The organism is Roseibium sp. M-1 (genome assembly GCF_054515675.1).
This window is the reverse complement of record NZ_CM137257.1, coordinates 3,048,746-3,073,473: the sequence shown is the minus strand read 5'-3', so window position 1 is coordinate 3,073,473 and position 24,728 is coordinate 3,048,746. Positions and strand designations below refer to the sequence as shown.

The following is a 24,728-nucleotide window of genomic DNA, read 5'->3' as shown; positions in this document are numbered from 1 at the left end:
TGCCGGCGGGATACAAGTTGGATCTAAATCACCAGAGCAGGAAGAAACTCTTGTTTGCGTATTTCAGGCGAGAACGTATTCGCCGATTTTCTCATCATATTCCATGTTACTCAAGGAGCCGGAGCATCGGGCGAACCTGATGCAGTTCAAAGACGTGTCGTGGGAGCTAGCAAAGCGAATGCCTTGAAAGTTCGCCGAACGGAATTCAGTTACCGTGCAGCGAACGCCGGCGTCCCTCCTAAATTAGTCATTCAAAAAGTTTGCAACGAATGACAGCTCACGTGCGGCGCTTGTAGCGAGGTGAGCGATCAAAATTGCGGTGCTAGGCGGGTGTTTTGTTTCCAGGCGATTTCAGTCATCTGAAGGGCTCATAAGATAGACCTAGACCAGTTTTCCCACATTCAGACGACAATTTACGACTGCTTTCCGGTTTCAGAAGTGATTGCCAACAGGGTCTCAGTTCCTGACTTTCGTCGGCAAAAAAGAGGCCGCGGCTAAAGAGCCGCGGCAAGTTGGGGAGGTTAGGCCCGCTGCATCAACCGGGTAGGAAGCTTGAAAGTTTCCTATTTTCCTTGTGCGAGGGCTGCTGCCTGTGCCTTTTGCGCTGCCCGGTGGCTGAGGCGCGTGTAGTACTGGTCGAGACCAACAGCAAACATCAGAACCATGCCCTTGATCACCAGTTGCCAGTAGTCCTGAACATTCAGCAGGATCATGCCATTGCTCAGGACACCAATGACAAATATCCCGAACACGACGCCGGTGAAGCGGCCTTCACCTCCCGATATGCTGATGCCTCCCAGAACGACCGCGGTGATCACGTCCATTTCAAAGCCAGTCGCGACATTGGGTTGGGCAGAGTTAAGCCGCGACAGCATGATGATGCCGGCGACCGCCGAGAAAATCCCAGCAATGACATAAGTGACAATCAGATTGAGCTTTACCGAAATGCCGGAGAGGCGCGCGGCTTCCATGTTGCCTCCGATTGCATAGATAAAGCGGCCGTATCTTGTGCGGTTGAGGATCAGCCAGCCTATCGCGATGACAGCGAACATGATGATGACGGGAACCGGCACGAAACCGACCATACCGCGACCGAGAAAGCTGAACTCCTTTGGAAAACCGAAGACAGGCAAACCACCAGTGAGGATATAGGCAACGCCGCGGACCGCTGTCAGCATCGCTAGAGTGGCGATCAAGGGCGGGATGGAGAAGAGCGCAACGGCAGTGCCGTTGATGAGGCCGACCCCGGCTCCGACAACCAGTCCGAGGGCTCCCGCGGAATAAACATCGAGCCCGAGTGCCGTCATGGCTATGGCAACGACGACGCCGACGAGAGCGATCGTCGAGCCGACGGATAGGTCGATGCCGCCGGTGAGCACCACAAGGGTCATCCCGACCGAGGCAATGCCAAGCATTGCGACCTGCCTGAAGACGTTCGTGAGGTTCTGCTGCGTGAGAAAGACTTCGGAGAAGATCGAGAAGAAAATCACCAGTCCGACCAGAACGACGGCCATTCCGTATCTGGTGACGAAACCTTGAATATTGATCATGTTTCCTACCTTCGGTACCGGCAAGGGCATTTCTTCTTTTGTCTCGGTTATTTGCATTTTGGTGCCTCTTACTGTGCGGCGAGATCCAGAACACGCTCCTGGGAAAACGCGTCTCTTTCGAGTTCTCCGGTGATGCGTCCGCGCGCCATGACAAGGATCCGGTCCGAAACGCCGATGAGTTCCGGCATGTCGGAAGAGATCATGATGATGGACAGTCCCTGGGCGGTCAGTTCCCGCATGAGTCCGTAGATTTCCTGCTTTGCACCGACATCGATGCCGCGTGTGGGTTCATCCAGAATAAGGATGCGGGCATTTGTCAGCAGCCACTTGGCCAGGACCACCTTCTGCTGGTTGCCGCCGCTCAGGAGCCGGACAGCCTTTTCCATGGTCGGAGTGCGGATTCCGAGTCTATCGACACTCGTCTGTACCGCGGTATCTTCCCGGCGGGAGCTGATGAGCCCGAGGTTCTGATAGTCAGGAAGCGACGCCAACGTTGCGTTTTCCCTGACGCTCATCGACAACAGCAAACCCTGCTGCTTCCTGTCTTCGGGTATGAGCGCGACGCCCCGATGGGTGGCATGCTTCGGCGAGCGCGGCGCGTACCTGGACTGACCGATCCACATTTCGCCGGACTTGATGTCGTCGGCGCCGAAGATCGCCCGGGCGACTTCGGTTCTGCCGGCTCCGACCAGTCCTCCGAAGCCGAGGATTTCCCCTTCATATGCGGTAAAGGAAACATCCCAGAACTTCTGTCCCGACAGGTTCTTCACATCCAGGATCGGTGAGCCGCGCCTGGTGTGGTTCTTCTGAATGGTTTCGTTGATCTCACGCCCGACCATCGCGGAGATGAGTTGGGCACGAGTTGTCTCCTGGGTGCCGACCGTCTGGATGTAGCGTCCATCCCGAAGAACTGTGATCTTGTTGGTGAGTTCGAAAATCTCTTCCATGCGGTGAGAGATGTAAATGATCGTGATCCCTCTGCTCTTCAGGCGCTCGATCAGCCTGTAGAGTTGAGCGACTTCCTTGGAGGACAGGGGCGCTGTCGGCTCGTCCATCACCAGGATTTTCACATTCTTCGATACGACCTTGGCGATCTCCACCATCTGCTGGTAGGCAACGGTCAGTTCGCTGACCTGTGCGGTCGGATCGATGTCCATGCCCAGGCTGTCAAGTATTTCCTTGGCCGCGCGATTGGTTGCCGAGGGGCGCGTGAACAGGCCGAAAGCGTGTTCGCAGCCAAGGAAGATATTGTCGGCAACGGTCATAAACGGAACGAGGTTGAGTTCCTGGTAGATGACGCCGATCCCCAGGTCGATGGCCTGTCTCGGGTCGAGAGAGGTGAATTCTCGTCCATCGATGACCAACTTGCCTTCGTCAGGCTCGATCGCACCGGCCAATACTTTGATCAGCGTGGATTTTCCGGCGCCGTTCTCACCCATGAGACCGTGCACCTCACCCTTTTCCACTTTCAGATGCACGCCTTCCAGCGCGTTCACCCCGGGGTAGTATTTCGAAATACCCCGCATTTCCAAAATCGTCGTCGACATAGCACTGCTCCACGCCCGGCCGGGTCCGCCCCGGCCAGGCGTCTTGAGTTCCTTATTCTTCGCCGGTGTAGTTCTTCACGGGAATGACCTGCCGGTATTCGAGCTCCTCGCCATTGATCAGCTTCATGGCGAAGTCTACGTCCAGAATTCCGTTCTCATAAGGAACATTGTCCACGCTGGCACGGAACGCGGTATCGGATTCGATTTTTTCGCGCGCTTCAGGGGTGGCATCGACACCACCGATGAACATGTTGGTCGTGTCCGTGCCGGCGGATTCGACCGCGGCCAAGGCACCGAGCGCGGACGCGTCGTTGATGCTTACAATGACGTTGAGATCGGGATTGGCTTGCAAAACCGATTCCGTGACGGCCATGGCTTCCGCGGTGTTGATGGCTGCCTGGTCGGCAACGACTTTGGCGTTCGGCGCGTTTTCCTTGATGCCGGCGACGATGCCTTCCTTGCGGGCGATCATCTGCGGGATCCGGTCGTTGTTCAGCACCAGGACGTTGGCTTCGCCACCAAGCTTTTCGGCAATCCACTTGCCGGCTTCGACACCGATGGTGTAGCCCATGTCGTACTCGTCAGCAGAGGCCCAAATATCGGCGACGGGTGTCTCCATCGACTGCGCGATTACCTTGACACCAGCGTTCCGCGCATCGGTCAGAACACCTTCGGTTGACGCGGGATCCAAAGAGGCAACGATGATTGCCTTGCAGCCGATGGTGATGAAGTTTTCAAGAGCGGCGATCTGTTTCGTGTTGTCGTTCGCCGGGTCGTTCACAACCAATTCGGCCCCGACTTCCGCTGCACGCTCCTTTGCACCGTTCACCAGATTTACCCAATAGGGGTTGGTGAGATCAAAGGTGCTTACGCAGATTTTCGGCTCTTCGGCTTTTACGCCGGTTGCGAGCATCATCGCTCCGGCAAATACCAGAGTTTTCAAAGAGTTTTTCAACATTTCTCCTCCCGTTGAGACGGTCGTAATTGGAACCGGCACAAGCCCAGTTCCAGGGTTCCTCCACAAGTGGCCCATTTCGTGGACCTATTCGACGGACTGCAATTTCCTCCTTGCAGCACCGTGAATTCTATGTAAGTAATAATTTTGTTCACTTAAAACTCGACTTGAATGAATGTCAAGCGCTTTGTGAAATGAAATAGTGGAGGAGTTGGCCGGAATGGAATTCGACTACATAGTCGTGGGAGCAGGGTCAGCGGGGTGCGTGCTTGCCGCCCGGCTGAGTGAAGATCCGGGAGTGAATGTCCTGCTCGTTGAAGCTGGGCAGCAAGACCGGCATCCGCTCGTCCACATGCCGGCCGGCTTTGCGGACCTGATTGGCGAGAAAACCACCTGGGGCTGGTCGACGGCGCCGCAGGAACATCTCGACGACACTGTCTATTGGTATCCGCAGGGCAAGATCCTCGGCGGAGGCTCCTCGATCAACGCGCAAGTCTATACGCGCGGAAACAGACGCGACTACGACGGCTGGAAGCAGCGACATGGTTGTGTCGAATGGGGTTACGAGGACGTGCTTCCCTATTTCAGGAAAGCGGAAGACAACGAGGTTTTATTTGACGAATTCCACGGGATGGACGGCCCGCTCGGTGTCTCCGACCCGATCAATCCGCTCCCCATTTCCAAAGCTTTTATCCGGGCGGCCCAGCAGGCCGGTATCCGCTACAACAGGGATTTCAACGGGCTGCATCAGCAGGGCATGGGGCTCTACCAGACGACGACGCGCAACGCCCGCAGGTCCTCCACGGCGTCCTCCTATCTCAAACAGGCGCGGGGCAGGAGCAATCTCGAGGTCAGGACAAGCTTCCTCACTCGCAGGATCCTGATCGAGAACAAAAAGGCAGTAGGCATCGAGATCGCCGGCCGCAGCGGCCGTCCGGAACAGATCCGCTGCCGGCGCGAGGTCATCCTCAGCGCCGGAGCAATCGGGTCGCCACGCATGCTGATGCTGTCTGGCATTGGCGATGGCGACGATCTGCAGAAGCTGGATATTCCGGTGAAGTGCCATCTTCCCGGCGTCGGTAGAAACTTTCACGACCACTTCGATCTTTACATTGTGTGCGAATGCAATGGCGACCTGACCTATGACAAGCATAATCGGCTGTACAAGAAGCTGGTCGCCGGCCTGCAATATGTTTTCTTCAAGACCGGTCCTGTGACCTCGAACCTGTGCGAAGCAGGCGGGTTCTGGACAGTTTCCGGACAGGAGGACTATCCGGAAATCCAGTTCCACCTGATGCTCGGGTCGGGCATCAATTCGGGCGCAGACAAACTCAGGAACTGCGGATTGACGCTCAACACCGCAGTGATGCGTCCGAAAGCGCGAGGCAGTGTCCGGCTGATCTCAAATCAGGTAGAGGACGCTCCGATAATCGATCCGAACTTCTGGGGACATCCGGACGACATAGATGCGTCCATCGCCGGGTTCCGTCTGGGAAGAAAGATCCTCGAACAATCCGCGATTTCCCGCTTCCTCAAAAGAGAACACCTGCCCGGACCAAAGGTGGAGACGGACGACGACATCGCGCGTCTGGCAGGGACTTTTTCAAAAACCGATTACCACCCGGTCGGCACCTGCCGGATGGGAGGCGACAGGGACAGCGTCGTGTCTCAGGCGAGCCTGAAGGTTCGCGGTCTGGAGGGGCTACGGGTCTGCGACAGCTCCGTGATGCCCGAAGTTATATCCTCCAACACGAATGCCGCCACGATCATGATTGCCGAAAAAGGCGCAGACCTGATCAAGTCGGATACAGCCGGCTGATTTCTTCCCCGTTTCGAAAAGGATAAAAAATGACCAGCATCCGCTTGCCGAATGTCAACGGCAACCTGTTCGATTACCAGCTCCGCGGACATACCTGTGAAAAGCCGGATCATGTGCCCGTCTTCAATCGGGTTGCCTACGCTGCAGCCCACGTTGTTGCGGATCCCGGTAAAAGGAAAACGGGTGACCGGGCGGCCCCGATCGACTTCGAGGCAACGCTCGCATTCCGCAAGCACCTCTGGTCGCTCGGTTTCGGTATCGCGGAAGTGATGGATACGGCACAGCGCGGTATGGGGCTCGGCTGGGAAGATGCGAAAATCATCATCTCGAACACGGTCGCGGCATCAAAGTTGACCGGAAATGCGCCGGTTGCCTGCGGTGTCGGAACCGATCATCTGCGTGAAGCGCCGGAAACATTGAGCGAGGTTCTAAAAGCCTACGAGGAACAGCTGGATTATGTTGCGGGGCAGGGGGCGACGCCAATCATCATGGCCAGCCGGGCCTTGCGCCACATTGCAACGTCAGCGAACGATTATCTGTTTGTGTACGAACGCCTTCTCGCCAATTGTCCGCAACAGGTGATTTTGCACTGGCTTGGGGCGGCTTTCGATCCGATGCTTGAGGGCTATTGGGGCAGCCCCGACATCGGCCAAGCGAATGAGACTGTCCTGAGCCTGATTTCACGGCACGAGAGCAAGGTCGACGGCATAAAGATCTCGTTGCTCGACAAGGATCATGAAATTGCCTTCCGGCGACGGTTGCCCGGCAGCGTCAGACTCTATACCGGCGACGATTTCAATTATCCGGATCTGATCCATGGCGACGAATTGGGCTATTCCGATGCGCTTCTGGGCGTTCTGGATCCGATTGCCCCCGTTGCCTCCCGGGCGCTGGAACATCTCGCAAGGGGCGAAGATGAAACATATTTCCAGCTGATGAACCCAACCCTGCCGCTCGCTCGCAAGATTTTTGAAGCGCCAACGCAATACTATAAGGCCGGCGTTGTATTCCTGGCGTGGTTGAACGGCCAGCAGGCCCATTTCGATATGCTGGACGGTTTCCAGACTACGCGGAGCGTCGTCCATTTCAGCGAAGTGTTCCAGTTGGCGGATCAAGCCGATCTCTTCACTGACCCGGACCTGGCGGCAGCCCGCATGAAAGCCTATCTCAACGTAAATTTTGCACAGGTCGCCTAAGGAAACGTGCGAACCGTAGAGTACGCAAAAGTTGCTCAAACAAGGGAGCAATAACCTACTTGTGAGCGCTCGGTCGTATTCGACTGGGCGCTCTCAGACCGAGTAGTAGAGTCGAAAAGTCCCGAGCGTCCCGAAGGTCAGACGGCCAATTTCCACCCCGGATCCGCTTATCCGCGAAATCGTGACGTTTCCCAATCACCACGTCTTTCTTCAGCTGGCTGATACGTTGCTACGCAGCGACAAGCGTACTCAGAGTGAAGTCGATAATGTGTTTCTTCCTTTCGACTAGGAAACTGTCCCCGGCGATCAAAGGGTCGAATACGGTTGCAAGGGTATGCCGGTGGGCGATTGCGAAGTAGCACATGCCGACAATGTCGAAGTAAAAGTGCATGGGATTCGGCGTGTTGTGCTGAAAGGCACCTGTCTCCTTGCCTCTACGGAAGATATCGTCGATGAGAAGCAGCAGGGGGCGTTGCAGTTCTTCGATATGCGGGATCTGTTTCACAAACTCGCCACCGTTCAGGTTCTCCTGGTTCAGAAGTCCCATGAACTCCGGATTCTCGATGTAGTAGTCAAAGGTAAAATTAATGAAGCGCTCAATTGCATCGACCGGTTCCAGGTGGCTGAGCCTCAGCTGCATTTCTGAGGAGCGAATGGACTGGTAGGCATATTCGAGTGTCGCCAGATAGAGCGATTCCTTGCTGTCGAAATAGTGGTAGAGCATCCTGTGCGAGAGGCCCGCATCCTTGATGATGTCGACCACTCGGGCGCCATCGAGGCCTGCCCGTCCGAAATGGACCATTGCAGATCTCAGGATCTTGTTTCTGCTTTCCAATGGATTTCGTCGTTTTATTTTTTCTTCTTCGCGCGCCATATTGATTGCCAAATACCTGTGAACAATTTTTCCAACTTAATTATACATTTTTGTGTAATCAAGAATCAAACAGTGATTTCCCGAGATTCTATTTTCTGCAGGCTCTATTCGCACTTCTGTCATGGAGCCACGCCTGAAACTACGTTCCTGTGTCCACTTTGTCGTCCCGGTTTAGAGCCTTCGGTGTCAAGGCCATATATGCGTGGAGATGCCTCCTAAGTGTCGCGGAAGAACGAGTGATATTCGCCTAGATCAGGCTCGGCAATTGTTGGCAAGTAAATTAAAAAATTTCCCTCTAGATGCATCTCTCAAAAATTATCGCAATGAGTGTTCTTGCTTGCAGAAGACTTTCGTAAATTATTGTCGAATATAACAAAAGAATTAACTCACTGTAGAGTTACATCGAATGATCGGTTAGACTGATCGAGTGATTTCAATGAGCCTAGGAGTGCTGAATGTTCGGGTTTCCCGGCAAGTTGCCGATCCAAGTTTTCACGCAGGTACTAACTAGCGATGGGACTTTGGGCAGAAGCTGTGTGCGACAATGGGCATTGCTTTTCCTGGCTGCTTGTTGGCCCGTTCAAGTGCACGGGGCCGGAGGACCGGTCTTCGAACCAGTCTCACAGTTACAAGCGCCCGAGCTACAGATCGCTTGTGGTCCACTCCCTGACGAGTTCCGGGATAGCGCCGGCCGAAGGCTGGGCAGAACCGACTATCTGAACACAGTTCAAGACTTGTTCGCCGGTATAGGCGTGTCGGCCAGACTCGTGTCCGTTCCGTGGGAACGGGCCAAGGTAGGCCTCAAGGACGGCTTATACCAGGGGCTGTGCGCCTGTTCGAAAGCCAGAGCTATTGAAAACGGGCTCCATTTTTCAGACCGACTGGCACAGGCTTCAGTTCGAATTTTAACGTCCGAGAAGGGCTTTACAAAGGTCAAAGCCTTCCCGCAGCGGAAACTCCTTGTTGCCGGACTTGCCGTTGGGGCGGTGCTGCAGGACACCGCCTTTGTGGAAAGAATGGAACTGATTGGCGCTGACTACATACTTCCTCTGGACAGCAACGAATCCGCTATGAAGATGCTGCATCTGGGGCGCCTCGATGCGGTTATTGCATATGGCTCTGGCTTTGAAAGTCCAGAACTTCAAGGCATCAAGGCAAGATCCCTTTTCCTCCAGGAGGTGTGGAGAGATGATTTTCATGTTTGCCTGTCGAAAGCGGCAGGCATTGCCGATATGAGTTTTTTTGAGAATTTCAGTCTCAGAAAGGCCGCTGACATGCGCGGAGACTGGCAGCAAAAAAGTCTCCGGTAAGGTCGCAGGACCTCTGCTCCGCGGCGGCCTAGCAGGACGCAGCCTTGTTCGGGGCAAGCCGGATGCCTCATGAGTTTTAAGTGATCGGGTTCACCAGTATACACCGGAAATCGTTCAGATTATTTCGCGTCGGACCGGTGATGACTTCACCCGTCGAGCCCTCAAAAAATCCGCCCGCGTCATTATCCTCAAGAAAATCCGCCGGATTTCTGGCGAGCGCAACGGCTTCTATGAGCGTTTCGGGTGTAACAATTGCTCCTGCAACATCGAGCCCCTTCGAATTCATTGCTCCGTCGGCGCCGTCGCTATCACAGGCAATAGCATAAAACCTGCTGTCGCCATTGAATGCCATCGCCAGAGCCAGCGCATATTCGCGATTCGGGCCACCCTGGCCGCTTCCCCGAATGGATACAGTGAGCTCGCCTCCTGACAGAATTGCAACCGGCCGGCCGTGGCTGGCAGCCTCCTGGCCGATTAAGGCATGCGCACGGGCTACCTCACGAGCCTCTCCCTCAATGCTGTCTCCCAGATCGACAACGTAGTATCCCTTGGCTTCCAAGCGTTTCCGTGTGAACCCAAGCATCATTCCTGGGGTTGCGATGAACGTGAATGAAGCGTTTTCGAAAGTCGTGGGGTGACTGTCCTTTTGGTCACGGATTTGCCGCTCAAGCAACCTCACAGCTGTGTCGGAGGGTTTCAGTTCGTATTTTCTCAGGATGCGTAGCGCGTCGTAAGAAGAGGATGCGTCCGCGATCGTAGGACCGGAGGCAACGACATGCGGATCGTCGCCAGGTACGTCCGAAATTGCCAGCGTCACGATGCGAGCAGGTGCGGCCGCCTGGGCGAGTTTGCCGCCCTTGATAGCGGAAAGGTGTTTTCTGACGCAGTTGATTTCCTGAATGGATGCCCCGCTTGCCAGGAGCTGCCGATTGAGCTGGATCTTGTCTTCCAGCGAAATTCCGGGGGCCGGTAAGCAGAGGAGGGAGGAACCGCCGCCCGACAGCAGGCAGATCACGAGATCGGCGGCAGAACCAGAGCGCGCAATCGCGAGCATTTCTTCCGATGCCCTGACACTAGCCCCGTCAGGCACAGGATGCGCTGCCTCGTAAACCCTCAGTCGGCTGGTTGGCTGGCCATATCCGTATCGTGTGACGACTGCCCCTGAATAATCCCAGGACCAGGCCTTTTCGAAGGCGGCGGCCATAGATGCGGCCGCCTTGCCCGCCCCGATCACAAGCGTACGCCCGGCGGGTTTCTCGGGCAGATGCGCAGGCAGGCAATTGTCGGGCTGCATTTGCGCCAGCGATTCCAGAAACAACTCGGTGAGAAACTGCGTCGGTTCGCCGGAATATGAGTGTGCGACGTCCATGTATGTCTTTCGTTCGTAGAGATCAGATAGCAGCTGCTGTTGCTGGAGTAGCAAGATCCGCGAATACGATGTCCGGCATCAAGCAGACAGTGTCGAAGACTGGCATGAAATCCATCTGGTCGAGCACATCCCTTTGCAGGTCGAGCCCAGGGGCGATTTCGACGAGTGTGAGACCGGCTGCTGTAAGTTTGAAGACTGCGCGGTCCGTGACATAGGTGACGTCCTGGCCGCGGCGAAGCGCTTCGCGGCCGCTGAAGGTGATGCCTGCAACCTTGCCGACCGCCTTCCTTATCTGCCCCTCGCAGTTCACGATAACCTGTCCAGCCCGGTAGTCGAGTGTCATTCCCTTCGTTGTCAGCGTGCCGCAGAAGATGACCGATTTTGCGCCCTGTGAAATGTCGATGAAGCCGCCAGGCCCGCTGATCGACGCGCCTATATGCGAAACATTCACATTCCCATCGGCATCGAATTCCGCCATTCCCAGAAAGGTCTGGTCGAGCCCGCCGCCTGAATAGAAATCAAACTGTTCGGAGGAAGAGACGATTGCCATGGGATTTCTGGCGATGCCGAAAAGATCGCCTTCCATCAGCGTACCGTTGTGAATTCCCTGCTCGATGGTCGCCCAGTACCTCAGATCCGCATGTTTCTGGCTGGTTATGCCTGCAACGTCGGCAGAGACACCAAATCCGAAATTGACGATTGCGTCCTTGCGCATCTCGAGCGCGGCCCGATTGGCGATAATGTGGCGGGCGATGTCCTTGTTCGCCTGCAAGCCGTTTGAGGCGGTGGCCTTCTGCAGTCCCGCTAGGCTCAGGTCGTAACTGCCATGGTAGGTTTGCGGCTGGTCGGGAACGACGTGCACGAAGTCGACTAGGCTGCCCGGCACGGCCACCTCGCGAGCCTTGAGTTGACTGTTCTTCCGCATCTCTCGAACTTGCGCAAAAACCTTTCCACCCGAATTCCGCGCCGCGAGCGCAATGTTGTAGATATCGAGATCCGCAGCTTCTTCCGTCGTGCAGATATTACCGAATTCGTCTGCGAAGGTTCCCCGGATTACGCCGATATCAACCGGAAATGGCAGGTAACGCAGATAATCTTCTTCTCCAATCTGCATGTGTTCCACGATGTCGGCTTGCGCTCGCGCATTACATTTGCCGCCTTCCTGGTGCGGATCGACAAACGTTCCCAGCCCGACCTTTGTGATCAGTCCGGGGCGTTTGGCGCCGATCTCACGCATGAGATGAACGATGACCCCGCTTGGAAGACTGTAAGCTTCAATCTTGTTGTCCCTAGCGAGCCGAAGCATTGCTGGAGACCAGGTCCAATGCCCGCCGATCACCCGTTTGGTCATGCCTTCATGGGCAAAGTGATTGGTGCCTGAATCCTTCTTGTTTCCAAGGCCAAGCGCATGGACGAGCGTGAGCCCACAGGGAGCTTGGCGCTCCAGAAAGGCAGTTTCGAAGGCCGCCAGAATTTTATCTGGCTCCAACAATCCTCCGCCTGAACCGGTCGTGGCGATGACCGCATCGTTCCTGATGTTCGAAATCTCTTTAAGCAGCTGAGCGTTGTCGACGAAACGAGCTGTCATGGTTTTGCCTTTGGTTGGGCGCCTTGCCGCCGGGGTGCGATTGAAGTTGCAATTTCGCTCTAAGAGCCTTAAGTAATAAAATTGTATAATTAAATGTGAGTATGATTGCAACAATCCTGTTGGACCGTTGCACTAACCGGAGGACGAGTTTTGGACTACTGGGTGAAGGGCGTGCCCGCTGATGTGCTGCACAACAGGCAATTTATCGACGGCAAATGGACGGGGGAAAACGGCAAGCGGATCGTTCGCGAAAGCCCGTCACATGGCATTCCCGTAAGTTCCATTCAGGCAGGAACGAAGGAGGATGTGGAACGGGCGGTGATCGCCGCACGCAAGGCGTTTGACGCTGGCGGATGGTCTGGATTACCGGCAGCGTGCCGCGCCGCCCTGCTGAGGCGCACGGCCGGCGGGATCGCGAAAAAGCGTGAGGAGCTTGCCTATTGGGAGACGCTTGAAACGGGCAAGCCCTACCGGCAATCTCTGAACGAGATCGACGGATCGGTCGAACTTTGGAACTACGCTGCCGGCCAGGCACAGACGCTTCATGGGGAAACGTTCAACAATCTCGGGGAGGGCAGTCTCGGCCTAGTACTCCGCGAACCGCTCGGTGTCGTCGGTCTGATAACCCCCTGGAATTTCCCGCTATTCATTCTTTCCGAGCGACTGCCTTTCATCCTTGCATCTGGCAACAGTGTTGTCGTCAAGCCGAGTGAATTCACCTCTACAACGACGCTGATGACCGCAAAGATCCTTCAGAATGCGGGTCTTCCAGACGGTGTCGTGAACGTCGTGACCGGGTTGGGAGATCCCGTTGGCTCAACACTGCTTGAGCATCCTGATGTCGAGATGATTTCCTTCACCGGATCGACGCGCGTCGGTCAGTTGGCCATGCAGGCCGCGTCGCGCAACATCAAGAAACTCAGTCTCGAACTCGGCGGCAAGAACCCGGTCGTCGTCTTGCCCGACGCTGATCTCGACAAGGCCGCAGACGGCATTGTCTACGGTATTTGCTTCAATGCGGGCCAATGCTGCGTCTCCGGCAGCCGGCTGATCGTGCACAGAAGCATCCGGGACGACCTCTTGGCACGCATCGAATCTCTGTTGCGCAAGATACGGGTTGGGGATCCCTTCGATCCGGAGACGCACATGGGGCCGATCGTCAATCCTGCGCAAAAGTCGCGGATCCTTGACCTGATAGCATCAGGCAAGAACGAGGGGGCAAGCTTGGTCTGCGGCGGGGAGACCGGCGGGGCCCGGCTCGGCCACTTTATTGAACCGACAGTTTTCCGTGACGTCCGGGAAGGAATGCGGATCGCTTCGGAGGAGATCTTCGGTCCGGTCCTGTCGGTGTTCTCCTACGAGGAGGATTGTGAGGCGCTGCGGCTTGCGAATGCCACCGAATACGGCCTTTCCGCAACCGTCTGGACCAGCGGTCTGCAGTCGGCAGCACTTTTCATGAGAAAGCTGAAAGCGGGACGTGTCTGGGTCAATACCACCATAACCGGCGGGCCGGAGATGCCTATCGGCGGATTCAAGCAGTCAGGTCTTGGACGCGAAACCGGATTGGTGGGGGTTGCAGAATATACTGAAACCAAGTCCGTCATCGTCGACCTGGGCAATCGTACACCCTGGGTTTGAGCGGCGGTTGTCCGTATCCCTCAACGACTATCCAAACGCAGCAGTCTGCCTCGGACCAGGCGCAAGTCGCCGGTTCCGGCGATGCCGCAACGCAATACAAGTGAAACAGCAAATGGTTTGACATTTTTCTAGGATTAAGTAACTCTACAGTGAGTTACATAGTCTCTGAAGTGCCGGCCACTGCTTTGAAAGGGCCAGAAAATGGGGAAAAGTGCAATTGTGACCGGCGCCGGCCGAGGCATCGGTCGTTCCATCGCGATCGCGTTGTCCGAACGCGGCTTTGATCTGCTGCTGAACTCAGTGGAAGACAATGACGAACTTCGGGACGTCGTCTCGCTTGCAGCCGGCAACGGCGTCGCGGCAGTCCCCCATGTTGCGGACGTTTCGGATCTGGACAGTCATCAGGGCATTCTAGCTGCTGCCGAAAACGCGTTCGGCGTTCCGACAACGCTGGTGAACAACGCGGGGGTCTCGGTCCTGTCGCGAGGAGACCTTCTCGATGTGTCAGTGGAGAGCTATGACCGCTGCCAATCGGTGAACACGCGCGGAGCTTTCTTCCTCACGCAGACCTGGGCGAAAAGGGTGCTCGCGGTGGAAGAGCGCGAAGACCTGCATTACTCCGTCGTCAACATCAGCTCGATCAATGCGGAGTTCGCCTCTGTTTCCCGAGGTGAATATTGCATTTCAAAAGCCGGAACCGCGATGATATCGAAACTATTCGCAGTCCGTCTGGGTGAGGAAGGAATTGCGACCTACGACATCCGTCCAGGAATTATCGAGACGCCGATGACGTCCTCGGTGACGTCCGAATATCAGCAGCGTATCAAACGCGGTCTGACCTTGATGCCTAGAATGGGCGGCTCTGGCGAAGTTGCCGAAGTAGTTGCCGTTCTTGCCGACGGCCAGTTTCCCTACTGCACCGGTCAGGCCGTCATGGTCGACGGCGGCATGCATGTTCAAAGATTTTGAGCCCGCATTCGCATGACACGCTCAACGAAGGATTTTTCGCCGAGGCACTGTCTTGACCGCTTCTCATTCAATACCGCGACGATCGGCAACAATCAGGAACAACCACTGCATGACTGGGAAATCGCCCAGTTGACTGACGCCTGCGCCGAAAAGGGGTTTTCCGCGATCACTCTCTGGCGAAACGATTTGCGTGGTGGCGTTCGAAAGGTCGTCGATGCAGTAAATGCTGCGGGATTGAAGGTTTCCGGACTATGCCGGTCGCCTTTCCTGATTGGCCCACTGGCTTCCGACAGAGAGCTGACCGATCAGGAATTCCGAGCATCCATCGAAAACGCCGCTTCCATTGGAGCTCCCTCACTTACTGTCTGCGTCGGAGGCGTAATCACGGGGACGAAGGGGATGTCGTATTCCTTCTCGGTCCTTGAGGAGCAACTCTCCACCGCAGCCGAATTTGCTTCGGAAATGGGTATAAGGCTGGCATTGGAACCGCTTCATCCGATGTATGCGGGCAGCAGGTCCTGCATTGTGACTACGCAAGATGCCATTTCACTTATCGCAAAAATCGATCATCACGCACTTTCACTGGCCATCGATGTCTATCATGTGTGGTGGGATCAGAAGCTTGCGCAAAGCATCACTGGTATCGCACCGGAAAAGATCGAAGCCTTTCATCTTTGCGACTGGCTGCCAGATACACGCGATATGCTGCTTGATCGCGGTATGATGGGGGACGGTGTGGCAGACATCCGCAACCTCAGAAACATTCTCTACGAGCACGGTTTCTGCGGATACGAGGAAGTCGAGATCTTCTCATCGCGAAACTGGTGGCAGCAGGATCCTAACACCGTGCTGGAGACCTGCGTCGACCGCTTTCTGAGCTGCTGCTGAAACGCAGCTGCTATTTCCAGTGAGCCTTGATCATGTCCGCCGCCTTTTCGGCGATCATGATCGTTGGCGCGTTGGTGTTGCCGCTGACAAGCGTCGGCATGACGGAACTGTCGCAAACCCGCAGACCGTTCATCGCATGGACCAAAAGGTCGGGGCCGACGACTGACATGCCGTTGTCCGAGCCCATGCTGCAAGTACCAACAGGGTGATATCCGGTTCTGCCGTTCCTCCGGCAATATGCCTCCAGCTCCGCATCGTTCTCAAGGTCGCCAAGGCCCGAGATCTGCTTCTTGATCTCCGGGGCGATTGAAGGCATCTGCATGATCCGGGCCATTGTCCGGAGTCCTTGGGCGGTTACGGCAAGGTCATGGGGATTCTGGAAAAACGCGGGATCCAGATGAATGCCGTCTTCGGGCTCCCGGCTCATCAGCTTCACATGTCCCCGGCTTTTGGGGCGCACGTAGTAGCAGTTCAGGGTTATTCCGGCTTCGGTACCCGTGTCACCGATGCCTTCCTCTACACCGGCACCCGCCAGAAAATGGATCTGGATATCCGGAAGGTCAGAAGAACCGTCGAGTGCAAAAAACGCGCCTGCCTCGACAATATTAGACGCCGCCGGTCCCTGCCGGAACAACAGGTACTGCATACCTGCCAGCGCCTTGGCATGTAGCTTCTTGTATCGGTCGTAACTCACGGGACTGCGGAGCTGATAGACCACGTCAACGTTGACGTGGTCCTGAAGGTTCGCCCCGACACGGGCGTTTGCGAGTTGAACGTCAATTCCGAGTGCCTTCAGGTCCTCGGCCGGGCCGACGCCCGACAGCATCAGTAATCTCGGGCTGTTGATCGCTCCGGCGGACAGAATGATTTCCTTCGAGGCGGTCGCCTGATGGAGCTTTCCACCGCGTTCAAACACAACGGTTTCAGCGCGGTTGTCTCGGATATTGATTTTCCTGCAAACAGCGTGGGTGATCACCGTCAGATTCCTGCGGGATCTTGCTGTCTTCAGAAAAGCTTTTGCGGTGGAACTGCGGACACCGTTCCAGGTCGTCGTCTGATAAAATCCGCTGCCGGTCTGACGCTCGCCGTTAAAGTCCGGGTTGAAAGGCAGTCCCGCTTCCTGGCAGGCCTGCACGAACTTGCGCGAAATCCGGATGGGAGAGCCGGAGGAAACACCCAGTTCGCCTCGGGTGCCGTGAAAGCGGTTCGAGAACGTGTCGTTTTTTTCCGAACCCACGAAATAGGGCAGGATGTCTTCATAACTCCAGCCATGGCATCCGAACTCGCTCGCCCAACGGTCGTAGTCAGAGGCATGGCCGCGGATATAGACCTGCGCGTTGATCGCGCTTCCACCGCCAAGGACCCTGCCTTGGGCAAGGGGGATTGTCCGATTACCGCAACTCTCCTGCGCGACGGTTTCATAACCCCAGGTCAACCGGCCGCGCGCCACCTTGTAGAAGCCTCCGGGCATGTGAATAAAGGGATCCCAGTCGCTCGGGCCTGCCTCGAGCAACAAGACACTGAATCCCGGATTTTCGGTCAAACGCGCAGCCAGGACGCAACCCGCTGATCCGCCTCCGACAATGACAAAATCGAATGTACCGGTATTCAGATTGCCCTGATCGCTCGACATCATTTTTCCTCCTCCATACGCAGTAAGTTCCCAAATGCCGGGATTGACAACCGGACCAGATTGTTACTTAAATAACTCACTGGTGAGTTACTTACAACAAGGGTTGTTCGATGTCAGAAAAAATGCAGCTTCCGGCGGGCCGGTATCACTATGAAGAGGTCGCGGTTGGAAACTGGTTTGAAACCGGAAGACTGGTCGTGACCGAAAGTCACATCGTCCAGTTCGCTGGACTGTCGGGTGACTTTTTCGATGTGCATATGGACGACCAGTTCGCAATCGACGACGGTTTCGAAGGCCGTGTCGCCCACGGACTGCTCGGTTTGATCTTAACCGACGGTTTGAAAAACCGGGCCAAGACCCAATTGGCGGCGATCGCATCGCTCGGCTGGAACAACTGGGCCTTCCGCAAACCCATTTATATCGGCACCAGCATTCAAGCGCGTGTGGAAATCGTTAGCAAGCGCCTGACTTCCAAGGGCGATCGCGGCATCGTTGGTCTCGGCTTCTCGCTTCGTGACGCTGCCGGCGAAGTGCTGCAGGAGGGCGACAACCTTCTCCTGATGCGAGTTTGACGATGTCGGTCGAGCAGGAAGAACGGTTGTCGCTTACCCAGTTGGGAGAAACGGATCTTTTCGTATCCGAAATCGGGTTCGGGACTGCTCCTCTGGGCAATCGGTTCAAGGCTATCTCCGCTAACGATGCGCGAGATATTTGCGAGCTTTTACCGCAGCTCGCTGTCAGTTATGTCGACACGGCTCCCATGTACGGCCAGGGCTTGGCAGAGCACCGCGTGGGAGAGTTTTTGAGAGGGCAGCACCGGCCCGACTATATTGTTTCGACAAAGGTCGGCCGGTTGCTCGAGCCGCAGAACGAGATATCGAACTCGCTGCCGGACCATGTCGATCCGCTGCCCTTCAACATTCGTTTCGACTACAGCTACGAAGGCGCAGTCCGGTCGATAGAGGACAGTCTCCAACGCCTTGGCACGAACTATATCGACATAGCGCTGATCCATGATTGTGACGTGGTAACCCATGGCAGAAATCAACCTGCCGTTTTCATGCAGGCCGCAGAAGGGGCCTTTCGAGCGTTGCGCGATCTGAAGAAAGCCGGTGTTGTCGGCGCGGTCGGACTGGGCGTGAACGAATGGAGGGTCTGCGACGCGTTGCTGAATTTCGGTGAGGTCGATTGTTTTCTGCTTGCACGAGAATTCTCGTTGCTCGGATCCAGATCCGTTGAGCCTTTTCTCAATCGATGCCTGGCGAGAAGCGTTTCCCTGATAGCCGGCGGTGTCTTCAACGGAGGTATTCTGGCAACCGGAGCCAAGTCGAACGCGGTTTACAACTACCGGCCGGCGGAACCGGCGGTGCTGGAGCGGGTCAAAGCTATTCAGCTTGTCTGCGAAAAGTTCGCGACACCTTTGGCCGCAGTGGCCATACAATACGTCACCAGGCACCCGGCTGTCGCCAGTGCCGTCGTAGGGGCAAGCAGGGCAAAGCAGCTTTCGGAAACTGTAGCGCTGGCCAAAGTTGATATCCCGGTAGAACTCTGGAAGTGCTTATATGATAAAAACCTGATTCAGGTGAGCATGGATCATATGCTGTCGTCCTGAAGTTTCGGAGCCGGTCAACGAGGTTGCAGAGTGTCTGCAACGATGTGTGGCTTGGGTAGATCGAGAAGATTTGAGACATGAGTACCGGAACCGAGAAGCTTACAGCCCCATCATCCCGTCGGACGCAGAAGACCGCGACGTCGGCGACGCCAACAATCGTTGCCCGGAAAAAATCGAAAAAGCAGATCCGAAACGCGGAAGCGGCAACCAATGACCTGATCGCCGTGGCCGAACAGGTCTTTGCCGATCACGGTTTCAGCGCCGCCAAAGTGGACGAGATCGCTGACAAGGCGGGTCTCAACAAGAAGATGATCTACCACTATTTCGGTTCAAAGGAAGGGCTCTACATAGCGGTTCTGGAGAACGCCTATCATGGCATCCGCCACATGGAAGAGGAGATGTCTCTTCTGGATCTCGAGCCTGTGGACGCGATAGAAAAATTCATTGAGGCGACCTGGCAGTATTTCATCGAGCATCCGAGTTTTCTTGCGCTGATCAACCAGGAAAACCTGATGAAGGCAAGATACCTACAGAAGTCATCCCTGGTTCGCAGAGAAACTGGTCAGCTTTTCAAGACGATGGATACGATTTTGAAGCGGGGAGCAGCGCAAGGGATCTTCCGAAACGATGTCGATGTCGTCCAGCTCAATCACGCCATTGCGGGTATGGGATATTATTATCTGAACAACAGGTTCACGAACACCGTCATCTACAACTACGACCATATGAAGCCGGAGGCCCTGGACGCCAGACGCAGGCTGATGAAGGAAATGGTGCTCGGATATCTGAAAGCCGGAACCACTGCCAGCTAAAGGACTTTTCTCTAATTTGCATGCGCCGCAGGTCTGTCTGCGGCGCATTTTTTATGCTGGCTACCGGGCCCTCAAGTTCGTCAGAGCGCCGCAACACCTTCGAGAAAGCTATTGACCTCGTCTCTGAGTCTGTGAGTGTCGTCGCTCAGGCGAGTGGAGGCGGAAAGGACTTCACCAGCTGAGCCGTTGGTCTTATCGACCGCTCCAGAGAGTTCTCTCACGTCGTCGAGGACATGGTTTGTCGAGTTTGCCGCCGTCAAGACGTTCTTGGAGATTTCTTCCGTGGCGGCCGTCTGCTGGGTGACGGCCGATGCGATCGCAGAGGTGTGGGCCTCGATTTCTTCCATGATTTTCGTGATTTCCTCGATAGCTAGAACAGAGTCCGATGTCGCTCCCTGGATCGAAGTGATTTGTTCGCTGATGTCTTCGGTTGCCCTGGCCGTCTGGTTTGCCAACCCTTTCACCTCCGCTGCAACGACAGCAAACCCTTTTCCAGCTTCGCCGGCGCGGGCCGCCTCGATCGTAGCATTGAGCGCCAGCAGGTTTGTCTGTTCGGCGATATCCTGGATAAGACGTACGACCTCTCCGATGCGGGTGGCCGTTGCTGCAAGCTCTTCGATCTTACAGTTGGTACGTTCCGTACGTTCTCCGGCCTGTTGTACAATTTCCGAAGTACGCGACACCTGACGGCTGATTTCATTTATCGATGCGGCCAGTTCCTCCGAAGCGCTGGCGACGGTCTGGACGCTTTGGGTCGTGTCTTCCGTCATTCCGAGCGTCTTGATCGCCCGTTCTGAACTGTTGTTTGCGACAGTTGTCAGCGAATGCGCCGTGCTATCCAGCGCGGATGCGGTGCTTTCCACTGAGGTCAGTACTTCCAGGGCGGCGGGCCGGAAGGTTTCAATAAGGCGTTCCATTTTCTGCTGGCGATCATGGCGAGCAAGCTCCTCAGCCTGCTGACTTACTTGCAGAGCCTGCTTTTCCTCCGCGTTCTCCTTGAAGACCCGCAGCGTGTCGCTCATATCGCCGACTTCGTCCCGCCGGCCCGCATAGGGGATCGCAACCGCCACGTTACCGCCTGCGAGTTCCGACATCACCGATGTCAGGTGACGGATGGGCCGGGTGATTACGTGCGTGAGAATGAAAGCGACACAAACGCCGGCCAGCGCCGTCAACAGGATCGAGACGTAGATGACATAGTCAGCCAGTGTCTTGGCTTTCCTGGCAACCGCAGCTTCTTCGTCAACCGCGGTAATGACCGCCGATCTGATCGACGCCGAGGTTCCGGCGAGGATCTGTTTCTTCGCCTGAAATTCGGTCCGGCTTGCCACCAGCGCGTCGAACGAATTCCGGAAACGCTCGATTTCTTCCTTCAGCACGCTCTCGTCCACATCTGTCATGCCAGCGGAAGGTGCCTGTGCGGCAAGGTTTCCAACGGCGGTGTGGAGCGCCTCGATTTGCCGGTAGGTATTCTCACGGCCAAGGCTTTCCTCCCCCATGACAAAGTAGAAAGCATTGGCCTTGGCCTCGGCCGACAGGGTTTGCAGTTGCGCGGCAGTATCGGCAAGCCTGGACACCAGAATGAACTGACTTTGGGCGTTCTCAATCGTATCCTGGGCAGCCTCGACACTCGAGGCAACCAGCTTTTCGAGGTCTTCGATGGCGGACGTCATGGAGATAAGGGCATTCTTGAGAGAGGAAAGATTGTTTCTGGTTCCCTCGGTCTGGTCCGCTATCTTGGAGATGTCTTTTGCCAGATCGTGAAGCTGCGCAAGCTTCCTGGGGCTCACGCCGTCGAGGCTCTTGTATTTGAGTTTTTTGGAAAGGTTCAGCGTTTCGGACATATTGGCCTTGACGGACACTGTTTTGGAAACATCCCGGTAACTTGCATTCAGCTCTTCGTTGACGAGGCCGAGTTGTTTCTTAATGGCTGAAGTGATGGCGTTGGCTTCCCGGGCCTTTTCCATCTTGAGGCGGCTCGACTGTAGGACGAGGGTGGATTTGGTTTTCTGATCTTCGGCGGCTGTGCCGATACCCCCCGCGACACCGTTCAGCGCGTCCGAAGCACGAACGATCTTGTTTATCTCCGCATCCTCGCTTGCGACCGCCCGGACAATTTCCGAAAAGGACGTCCTGTACTCGGCAACACTTTTGTCCGTTGCCGCTCCGCTCGTGCCGTCCGACACATCGGCCGCCGACTTGATCCGTTCCGACAGGCTGGAAATCTCTTCAAGAGCTTCGTCCGCCTCGGGTTTTGTCCTCGCGCTGAGGAATGCATCCTGTGCGGACATGACATCCTGCAGCTTCGCGAGCACCTGGGAGGATCGTTCGGTCGCGGAAATACGGCCGCCAAGGACTGTTGTTGCGATGAGCCCGGCCGCTCCTACTGCAATAGTGAGCATCAGAATGAGGGCGAGTCCGCCGCCGAGTTTGAAGCCAAATTTCATGTTTTCGAAAAAGCGTATCAAGCCTTGCATTGTGAGCGCACCTGGTTCGTTGAGGACTTAAATAACAATATTATTACTTATTTGAAAAAATGATTAACATTGAAAGTTGGGATGCGTGTAACTAGTTGCGAGCTTGCTGTCCGGCACGAAACTGCCTCGCCTAGCAGATGGTTGGGTGAGGTAGCCAAAGGTCTTGCGAGTCTGTCGAAGGATACGGCCGGTCAAGCCAAAAATGACGTAATCCAGCGCATTTCGGCCAATATGAATGCCGAGAAAAAGTGCACGTCTGCGAGCGATTAAAGCGTTGCCGGTTGACCGGAGACACGGTCTGACGCTGCGCCGGCGTGGCGTTCGGAGACCGTCCAAAGAGCCAAGTCAGCGGCAATGGCCGCACTGCGTTGGGCAATCCATCGCCGCTGAACACTCAACGCTGACGGAAACTATCGCGAAACTTGTGCGATGAAGTGTTCAAAGCAAGTGTTGAGCGTGCCCACTTCGCTGTCAACGTTGTTGGCCGCATCCATGACGGTCCCAGCAGATGCCAGAGTTTTTTCGACGCCTGCATTGAGTTTGTCGATCGTCGTCGCAACGACACCCGTCCCGCTTAGAACCTCAGAGACACTCTTGTGTATTTCATATGTGGCGACGGTTTGCTGCTCCACAGAGCTGGAAATGAATTCGGTGTGCTCCGTAATGGCTTGCATCGTTTCTGTAATGTATCCGATTGCTGCGACAGATTCTTTCGTGGTGGCCTGTATTTCGCCGACCTGCGAGGCAATGCTCTCCGTTGCCCTGGCTGTTTGTTCAGCAAGGGACTTGACCTCGCTGGCAACGACAGCAAAGCCTTTTCCGGCTTCACCTGCCCGTGCAGCTTCGATGGTCGCGTTCAGAGCGAGAAGATTGGTCTGTTCTGCGATCTCCGAAATGAGGCCGACCACGTTGCCGATTTCATCCGCGACGACCGCCAACCGGTCGACGCGCTTGTTGGTATCGATGGCATGTCTGTTGGCCTCTGAAACAACTTCGATGGTTCTGAGGACCTGATTGCCGATTTCCTCGAAAGATGCCGAGAGTTCGGCCGCGCTGCCGGCGATCAACCCAATGTTTTCCTTCGATTGATCGGTGGCGGTAACCGTCTGCTTGGCATTGGCGGTGCTCTCATAGGCTATGTCGTTCAACGATTGAGCCGACTGGCGCATGGCCTCGGTCTGCCGTCTGACACTTTGCAGCTTTTCGCGGGTCTCCAGCCGGAAGGACTCTATCAACTGGGTAACCCGTTCTCGTTCTTTTTCCTCCTGGGCGAAGATCATCTGTTGCTCCTCGTTCAGCCGGTTCTTTTCGCAGGTGTTATTCCGAAATACCCCGACGGCTCTTGCCATGTCGCCGATTTCGTCGGATCTACGGTACTCCTGCAGCGAGAAGTCGACATTTCCCTCCGCCAATAACCCCATCAGTCCGGTTATGCGGTTTATAGGTCGAACCAATTTCTGAACAAGATAGAGGATTGCCGCCCCGACAAACAGCAATGTCGTTGCGCAAATCAGCAGGATTTCCCAGGTCAAGTTGCTCGTTTTGGCAATGACTTCGTCCCGGTTCATCAGCACCAACGCATACCAGTCCAGCTCGGTTAAGGAGGAATAGGCAGCAATCACGTCTTCGTCGCCGAAGCTTGCGGTAAAATGACCTGCGGTCGCGCCATCCGGGATACTTGCAAATTCGGCGAAATCGGCGCTCCCGTCCTTAAGCGAAATCCCGTCAGCCGAGAGCAACAAAGCCGTGCAGGTTTGGCCGAAGTTGATGGGCGCGAATTTCTCATCCACGAGCACCGCCGGATCGAAGACGGCAACAACTGAGGCGATCATATCACCACTCCTGTTCAGGATCGGTTGGCAAATCAGGATGACTTCCGCTGTCACCTCAGGTTGGCCGGACTTGAACGACGCGGAGAGGAAAGGCCGCTCGATCCCGTCTCTCGCCTTCTGTAGCACCGGCGTACCGTCCGGGCTGTACAGTGAAATCTGATTGAGATAGGCGTAGCTTTTCAGGAATTTTTCAAAGTTCTTTCCGGCGGCGGTTCTGGCTGCCTCCGCTGAAAAAGTACTGCCGGCAGCTTTGGCAAGCAGTTCATCTGCCGCCCACGCTTCCGTGTCTGCAATACGGGAGCGGATCCAGTCGTTGCCGGCGGAAGCCAGTAGCCTTGCGGTCTGTTCGAACTGCGCGATTGTTGCGTCTTGCAGGGAGGATGACGCTCTGTAGATCGCCAAACTTGACATAGCGGTCATGCAAATAACAAGTATTCCCATGCAGGGTAGTAAAAATTTGCCGCGAAGTTTCATTTCTGTTGGCTTTCATTAATCGTTATGAGGTCGATGCGGCCAATTTTCCTTGGGCTTAATTTTAAACTGGTTAATCTTTTTATGTATTTAAAAGTAAATGATTACAAAAATTTCAATTGTTAATAATATTTACTAAATTTCAAACTTCGAATTATTTCTGATGCTCTACGTATCGTTGCGGAATT

General features: G+C 55.5%; 18 protein-coding genes. 9 read left to right on the top strand and 9 right to left on the bottom strand.

Translation table 11 applies throughout. From position 1 onward, the window contains the following. Nucleotides 1-563: 563 nt before the first annotated feature. From ACX3M4_RS13820 to ACX3M4_RS13810, 3 genes are all read right to left on the bottom strand, one after another. Entirely contained in the window at nt 564-1,550 is a 987-nt protein-coding gene (locus ACX3M4_RS13820) for an ABC transporter permease (protein ID WP_459359129.1), read from the bottom strand. 68 nt (nt 1,551-1,618) lie between these two features. Then, nucleotides 1,619-3,097, bottom strand: coding sequence for a sugar ABC transporter ATP-binding protein (locus tag ACX3M4_RS13815; protein ID WP_459359128.1), 1,479 nt, complete (start codon nt 3,095-3,097; stop codon nt 1,619-1,621). Between the two features lie 52 nt (nt 3,098-3,149). Further along, the gene (locus ACX3M4_RS13810; protein WP_459359127.1) at nt 3,150-4,055 is read right to left on the bottom strand and encodes a sugar ABC transporter substrate-binding protein; all 906 of its coding nucleotides are present in this window, start codon (nt 4,053-4,055) and stop codon (nt 3,150-3,152) included. Between the two features lie 217 nt (nt 4,056-4,272). On the opposite strand from ACX3M4_RS13810, the gene ACX3M4_RS13805 reads away from it, so the two are divergent. Both ACX3M4_RS13805 and ACX3M4_RS13800 read left to right on the top strand, forming a co-directional pair. Then, complete coding sequence (locus tag ACX3M4_RS13805; protein ID WP_459359126.1) at nt 4,273-5,871, top strand: GMC family oxidoreductase; 1,599 nt, start codon at nt 4,273-4,275, stop codon at nt 5,869-5,871. 29 nt (nt 5,872-5,900) lie between these two features. Further along, nucleotides 5,901-7,067 (top strand): dihydrodipicolinate synthase family protein, encoded by a 1,167-nt coding sequence (locus ACX3M4_RS13800; RefSeq protein ID WP_459359125.1) that lies wholly within the window; start codon nt 5,901-5,903, stop codon nt 7,065-7,067. A 229-nt stretch (nt 7,068-7,296) separates the two neighbouring features. Here the strand turns inward: ACX3M4_RS13800 and ACX3M4_RS13795 are convergent, their stop codons facing one another. Beyond that, nucleotides 7,297-7,941, bottom strand: coding sequence for a TetR family transcriptional regulator (locus ACX3M4_RS13795; RefSeq protein WP_459359124.1), 645 nt, complete (start codon nt 7,939-7,941; stop codon nt 7,297-7,299). A gap of 455 nt (nt 7,942-8,396) precedes the next feature. Here ACX3M4_RS13795 and ACX3M4_RS13790 point away from each other — a divergent pair, with 455 nt between their 5' ends. Continuing rightward, nucleotides 8,397-9,251: a hypothetical protein gene (locus ACX3M4_RS13790; protein WP_459359123.1), complete on the top strand. Its 855-nt coding sequence runs from the start codon at nt 8,397-8,399 to the stop codon at nt 9,249-9,251. Between the two features lie 76 nt (nt 9,252-9,327). Here the strand turns inward: ACX3M4_RS13790 and ACX3M4_RS13785 are convergent, their stop codons facing one another. Next, complete coding sequence (locus ACX3M4_RS13785; protein WP_459359122.1) at nt 9,328-10,620, bottom strand: glycerate kinase type-2 family protein; 1,293 nt, start codon at nt 10,618-10,620, stop codon at nt 9,328-9,330. Between the two features lie 22 nt (nt 10,621-10,642). Beyond that, a complete protein-coding gene (locus ACX3M4_RS13780; protein ID WP_459359121.1) occupies nt 10,643-12,322 on the bottom strand; it encodes an acyl CoA:acetate/3-ketoacid CoA transferase in 1,680 nt (559 codons plus the stop codon). 36 nt (nt 12,323-12,358) lie between these two features. Here ACX3M4_RS13780 and ACX3M4_RS13775 point away from each other — a divergent pair, with 36 nt between their 5' ends. From ACX3M4_RS13775 to ACX3M4_RS13765, 3 genes are all read left to right on the top strand, one after another. After that, entirely contained in the window at nt 12,359-13,846 is a 1,488-nt protein-coding gene (locus ACX3M4_RS13775) for an aldehyde dehydrogenase family protein (protein ID WP_459359120.1), read from the top strand. A gap of 201 nt (nt 13,847-14,047) precedes the next feature. After that, nucleotides 14,048-14,815 (top strand): 3-ketoacyl-ACP reductase, encoded by a 768-nt coding sequence (locus tag ACX3M4_RS13770; RefSeq protein ID WP_459359119.1) that lies wholly within the window; start codon nt 14,048-14,050, stop codon nt 14,813-14,815. A gap of 12 nt (nt 14,816-14,827) precedes the next feature. Then, nucleotides 14,828-15,703: a sugar phosphate isomerase/epimerase family protein gene (locus ACX3M4_RS13765; protein ID WP_459359118.1), complete on the top strand. Its 876-nt coding sequence runs from the start codon at nt 14,828-14,830 to the stop codon at nt 15,701-15,703. Nucleotides 15,704-15,713: 10 nt separating this feature from the next. Here the strand turns inward: ACX3M4_RS13765 and ACX3M4_RS13760 are convergent, their stop codons facing one another. After that, nucleotides 15,714-17,339: a GMC family oxidoreductase gene (locus ACX3M4_RS13760; protein ID WP_459359117.1), complete on the bottom strand. Its 1,626-nt coding sequence runs from the start codon at nt 17,337-17,339 to the stop codon at nt 15,714-15,716. A gap of 107 nt (nt 17,340-17,446) precedes the next feature. Here ACX3M4_RS13760 and ACX3M4_RS13755 point away from each other — a divergent pair, with 107 nt between their 5' ends. The 3 genes from ACX3M4_RS13755 (at nt 17,447) to ACX3M4_RS13745 (ending at nt 19,760) form a co-directional block, all read left to right on the top strand. Then, nucleotides 17,447-17,908, top strand: coding sequence for a MaoC/PaaZ C-terminal domain-containing protein (locus ACX3M4_RS13755; RefSeq protein ID WP_459359116.1), 462 nt, complete (start codon nt 17,447-17,449; stop codon nt 17,906-17,908). Nucleotides 17,909-17,910: 2 nt separating this feature from the next. Then, nucleotides 17,911-18,948, top strand: coding sequence for an aldo/keto reductase (locus ACX3M4_RS13750; protein ID WP_459359115.1), 1,038 nt, complete (start codon nt 17,911-17,913; stop codon nt 18,946-18,948). A 77-nt stretch (nt 18,949-19,025) separates the two neighbouring features. Further along, complete coding sequence (locus ACX3M4_RS13745; protein ID WP_459359114.1) at nt 19,026-19,760, top strand: TetR/AcrR family transcriptional regulator; 735 nt, start codon at nt 19,026-19,028, stop codon at nt 19,758-19,760. Between the two features lie 80 nt (nt 19,761-19,840). Here the strand turns inward: ACX3M4_RS13745 and ACX3M4_RS13740 are convergent, their stop codons facing one another. Together ACX3M4_RS13740 and ACX3M4_RS13735 are read right to left on the bottom strand one after the other, a co-directional pair. Continuing rightward, on the bottom strand, nt 19,841-22,207 hold the full coding sequence (locus tag ACX3M4_RS13740; protein WP_459359113.1) for a methyl-accepting chemotaxis protein: 2,367 nt from the start codon (nt 22,205-22,207) through the stop codon (nt 19,841-19,843). 440 nt (nt 22,208-22,647) lie between these two features. Continuing rightward, complete coding sequence (locus ACX3M4_RS13735; protein ID WP_459359112.1) at nt 22,648-24,543, bottom strand: methyl-accepting chemotaxis protein; 1,896 nt, start codon at nt 24,541-24,543, stop codon at nt 22,648-22,650. Between the last annotated feature and the right edge of the window lie 185 nt (nt 24,544-24,728).

Coding starts and splice junctions, on each gene's coding strand:
- ACX3M4_RS13820 (WP_459359129.1), bottom strand. CDS start 1,550: ATGATCAATATTCAAGGTTTCGTCACCAGATACGGAATGGCCGTCGTT.
- ACX3M4_RS13815 (WP_459359128.1), bottom strand. CDS start 3,097: ATGTCGACGACGATTTTGGAAATGCGGGGTATTTCGAAATACTACCCC.
- ACX3M4_RS13810 (WP_459359127.1), bottom strand. CDS start 4,055: ATGTTGAAAAACTCTTTGAAAACTCTGGTATTTGCCGGAGCGATGATG.
- ACX3M4_RS13805 (WP_459359126.1), top strand. CDS start 4,273: ATGGAATTCGACTACATAGTCGTGGGAGCAGGGTCAGCGGGGTGCGTG.
- ACX3M4_RS13800 (WP_459359125.1), top strand. CDS start 5,901: ATGACCAGCATCCGCTTGCCGAATGTCAACGGCAACCTGTTCGATTAC.
- ACX3M4_RS13795 (WP_459359124.1), bottom strand. CDS start 7,941: ATGGCGCGCGAAGAAGAAAAAATAAAACGACGAAATCCATTGGAAAGC.
- ACX3M4_RS13790 (WP_459359123.1), top strand. CDS start 8,397: ATGTTCGGGTTTCCCGGCAAGTTGCCGATCCAAGTTTTCACGCAGGTA.
- ACX3M4_RS13785 (WP_459359122.1), bottom strand. CDS start 10,620: ATGGACGTCGCACACTCATATTCCGGCGAACCGACGCAGTTTCTCACC.
- ACX3M4_RS13770 (WP_459359119.1), top strand. CDS start 14,048: ATGGGGAAAAGTGCAATTGTGACCGGCGCCGGCCGAGGCATCGGTCGT.
- ACX3M4_RS13765 (WP_459359118.1), top strand. CDS start 14,828: ATGACACGCTCAACGAAGGATTTTTCGCCGAGGCACTGTCTTGACCGC.
- ACX3M4_RS13760 (WP_459359117.1), bottom strand. CDS start 17,339: ATGATGTCGAGCGATCAGGGCAATCTGAATACCGGTACATTCGATTTT.
- ACX3M4_RS13755 (WP_459359116.1), top strand. CDS start 17,447: ATGTCAGAAAAAATGCAGCTTCCGGCGGGCCGGTATCACTATGAAGAG.
- ACX3M4_RS13750 (WP_459359115.1), top strand. CDS start 17,911: ATGTCGGTCGAGCAGGAAGAACGGTTGTCGCTTACCCAGTTGGGAGAA.
- ACX3M4_RS13745 (WP_459359114.1), top strand. CDS start 19,026: ATGAGTACCGGAACCGAGAAGCTTACAGCCCCATCATCCCGTCGGACG.
- ACX3M4_RS13740 (WP_459359113.1), bottom strand. CDS start 22,207: ATGAAATTTGGCTTCAAACTCGGCGGCGGACTCGCCCTCATTCTGATG.
- ACX3M4_RS13735 (WP_459359112.1), bottom strand. CDS start 24,543: ATGAAACTTCGCGGCAAATTTTTACTACCCTGCATGGGAATACTTGTT.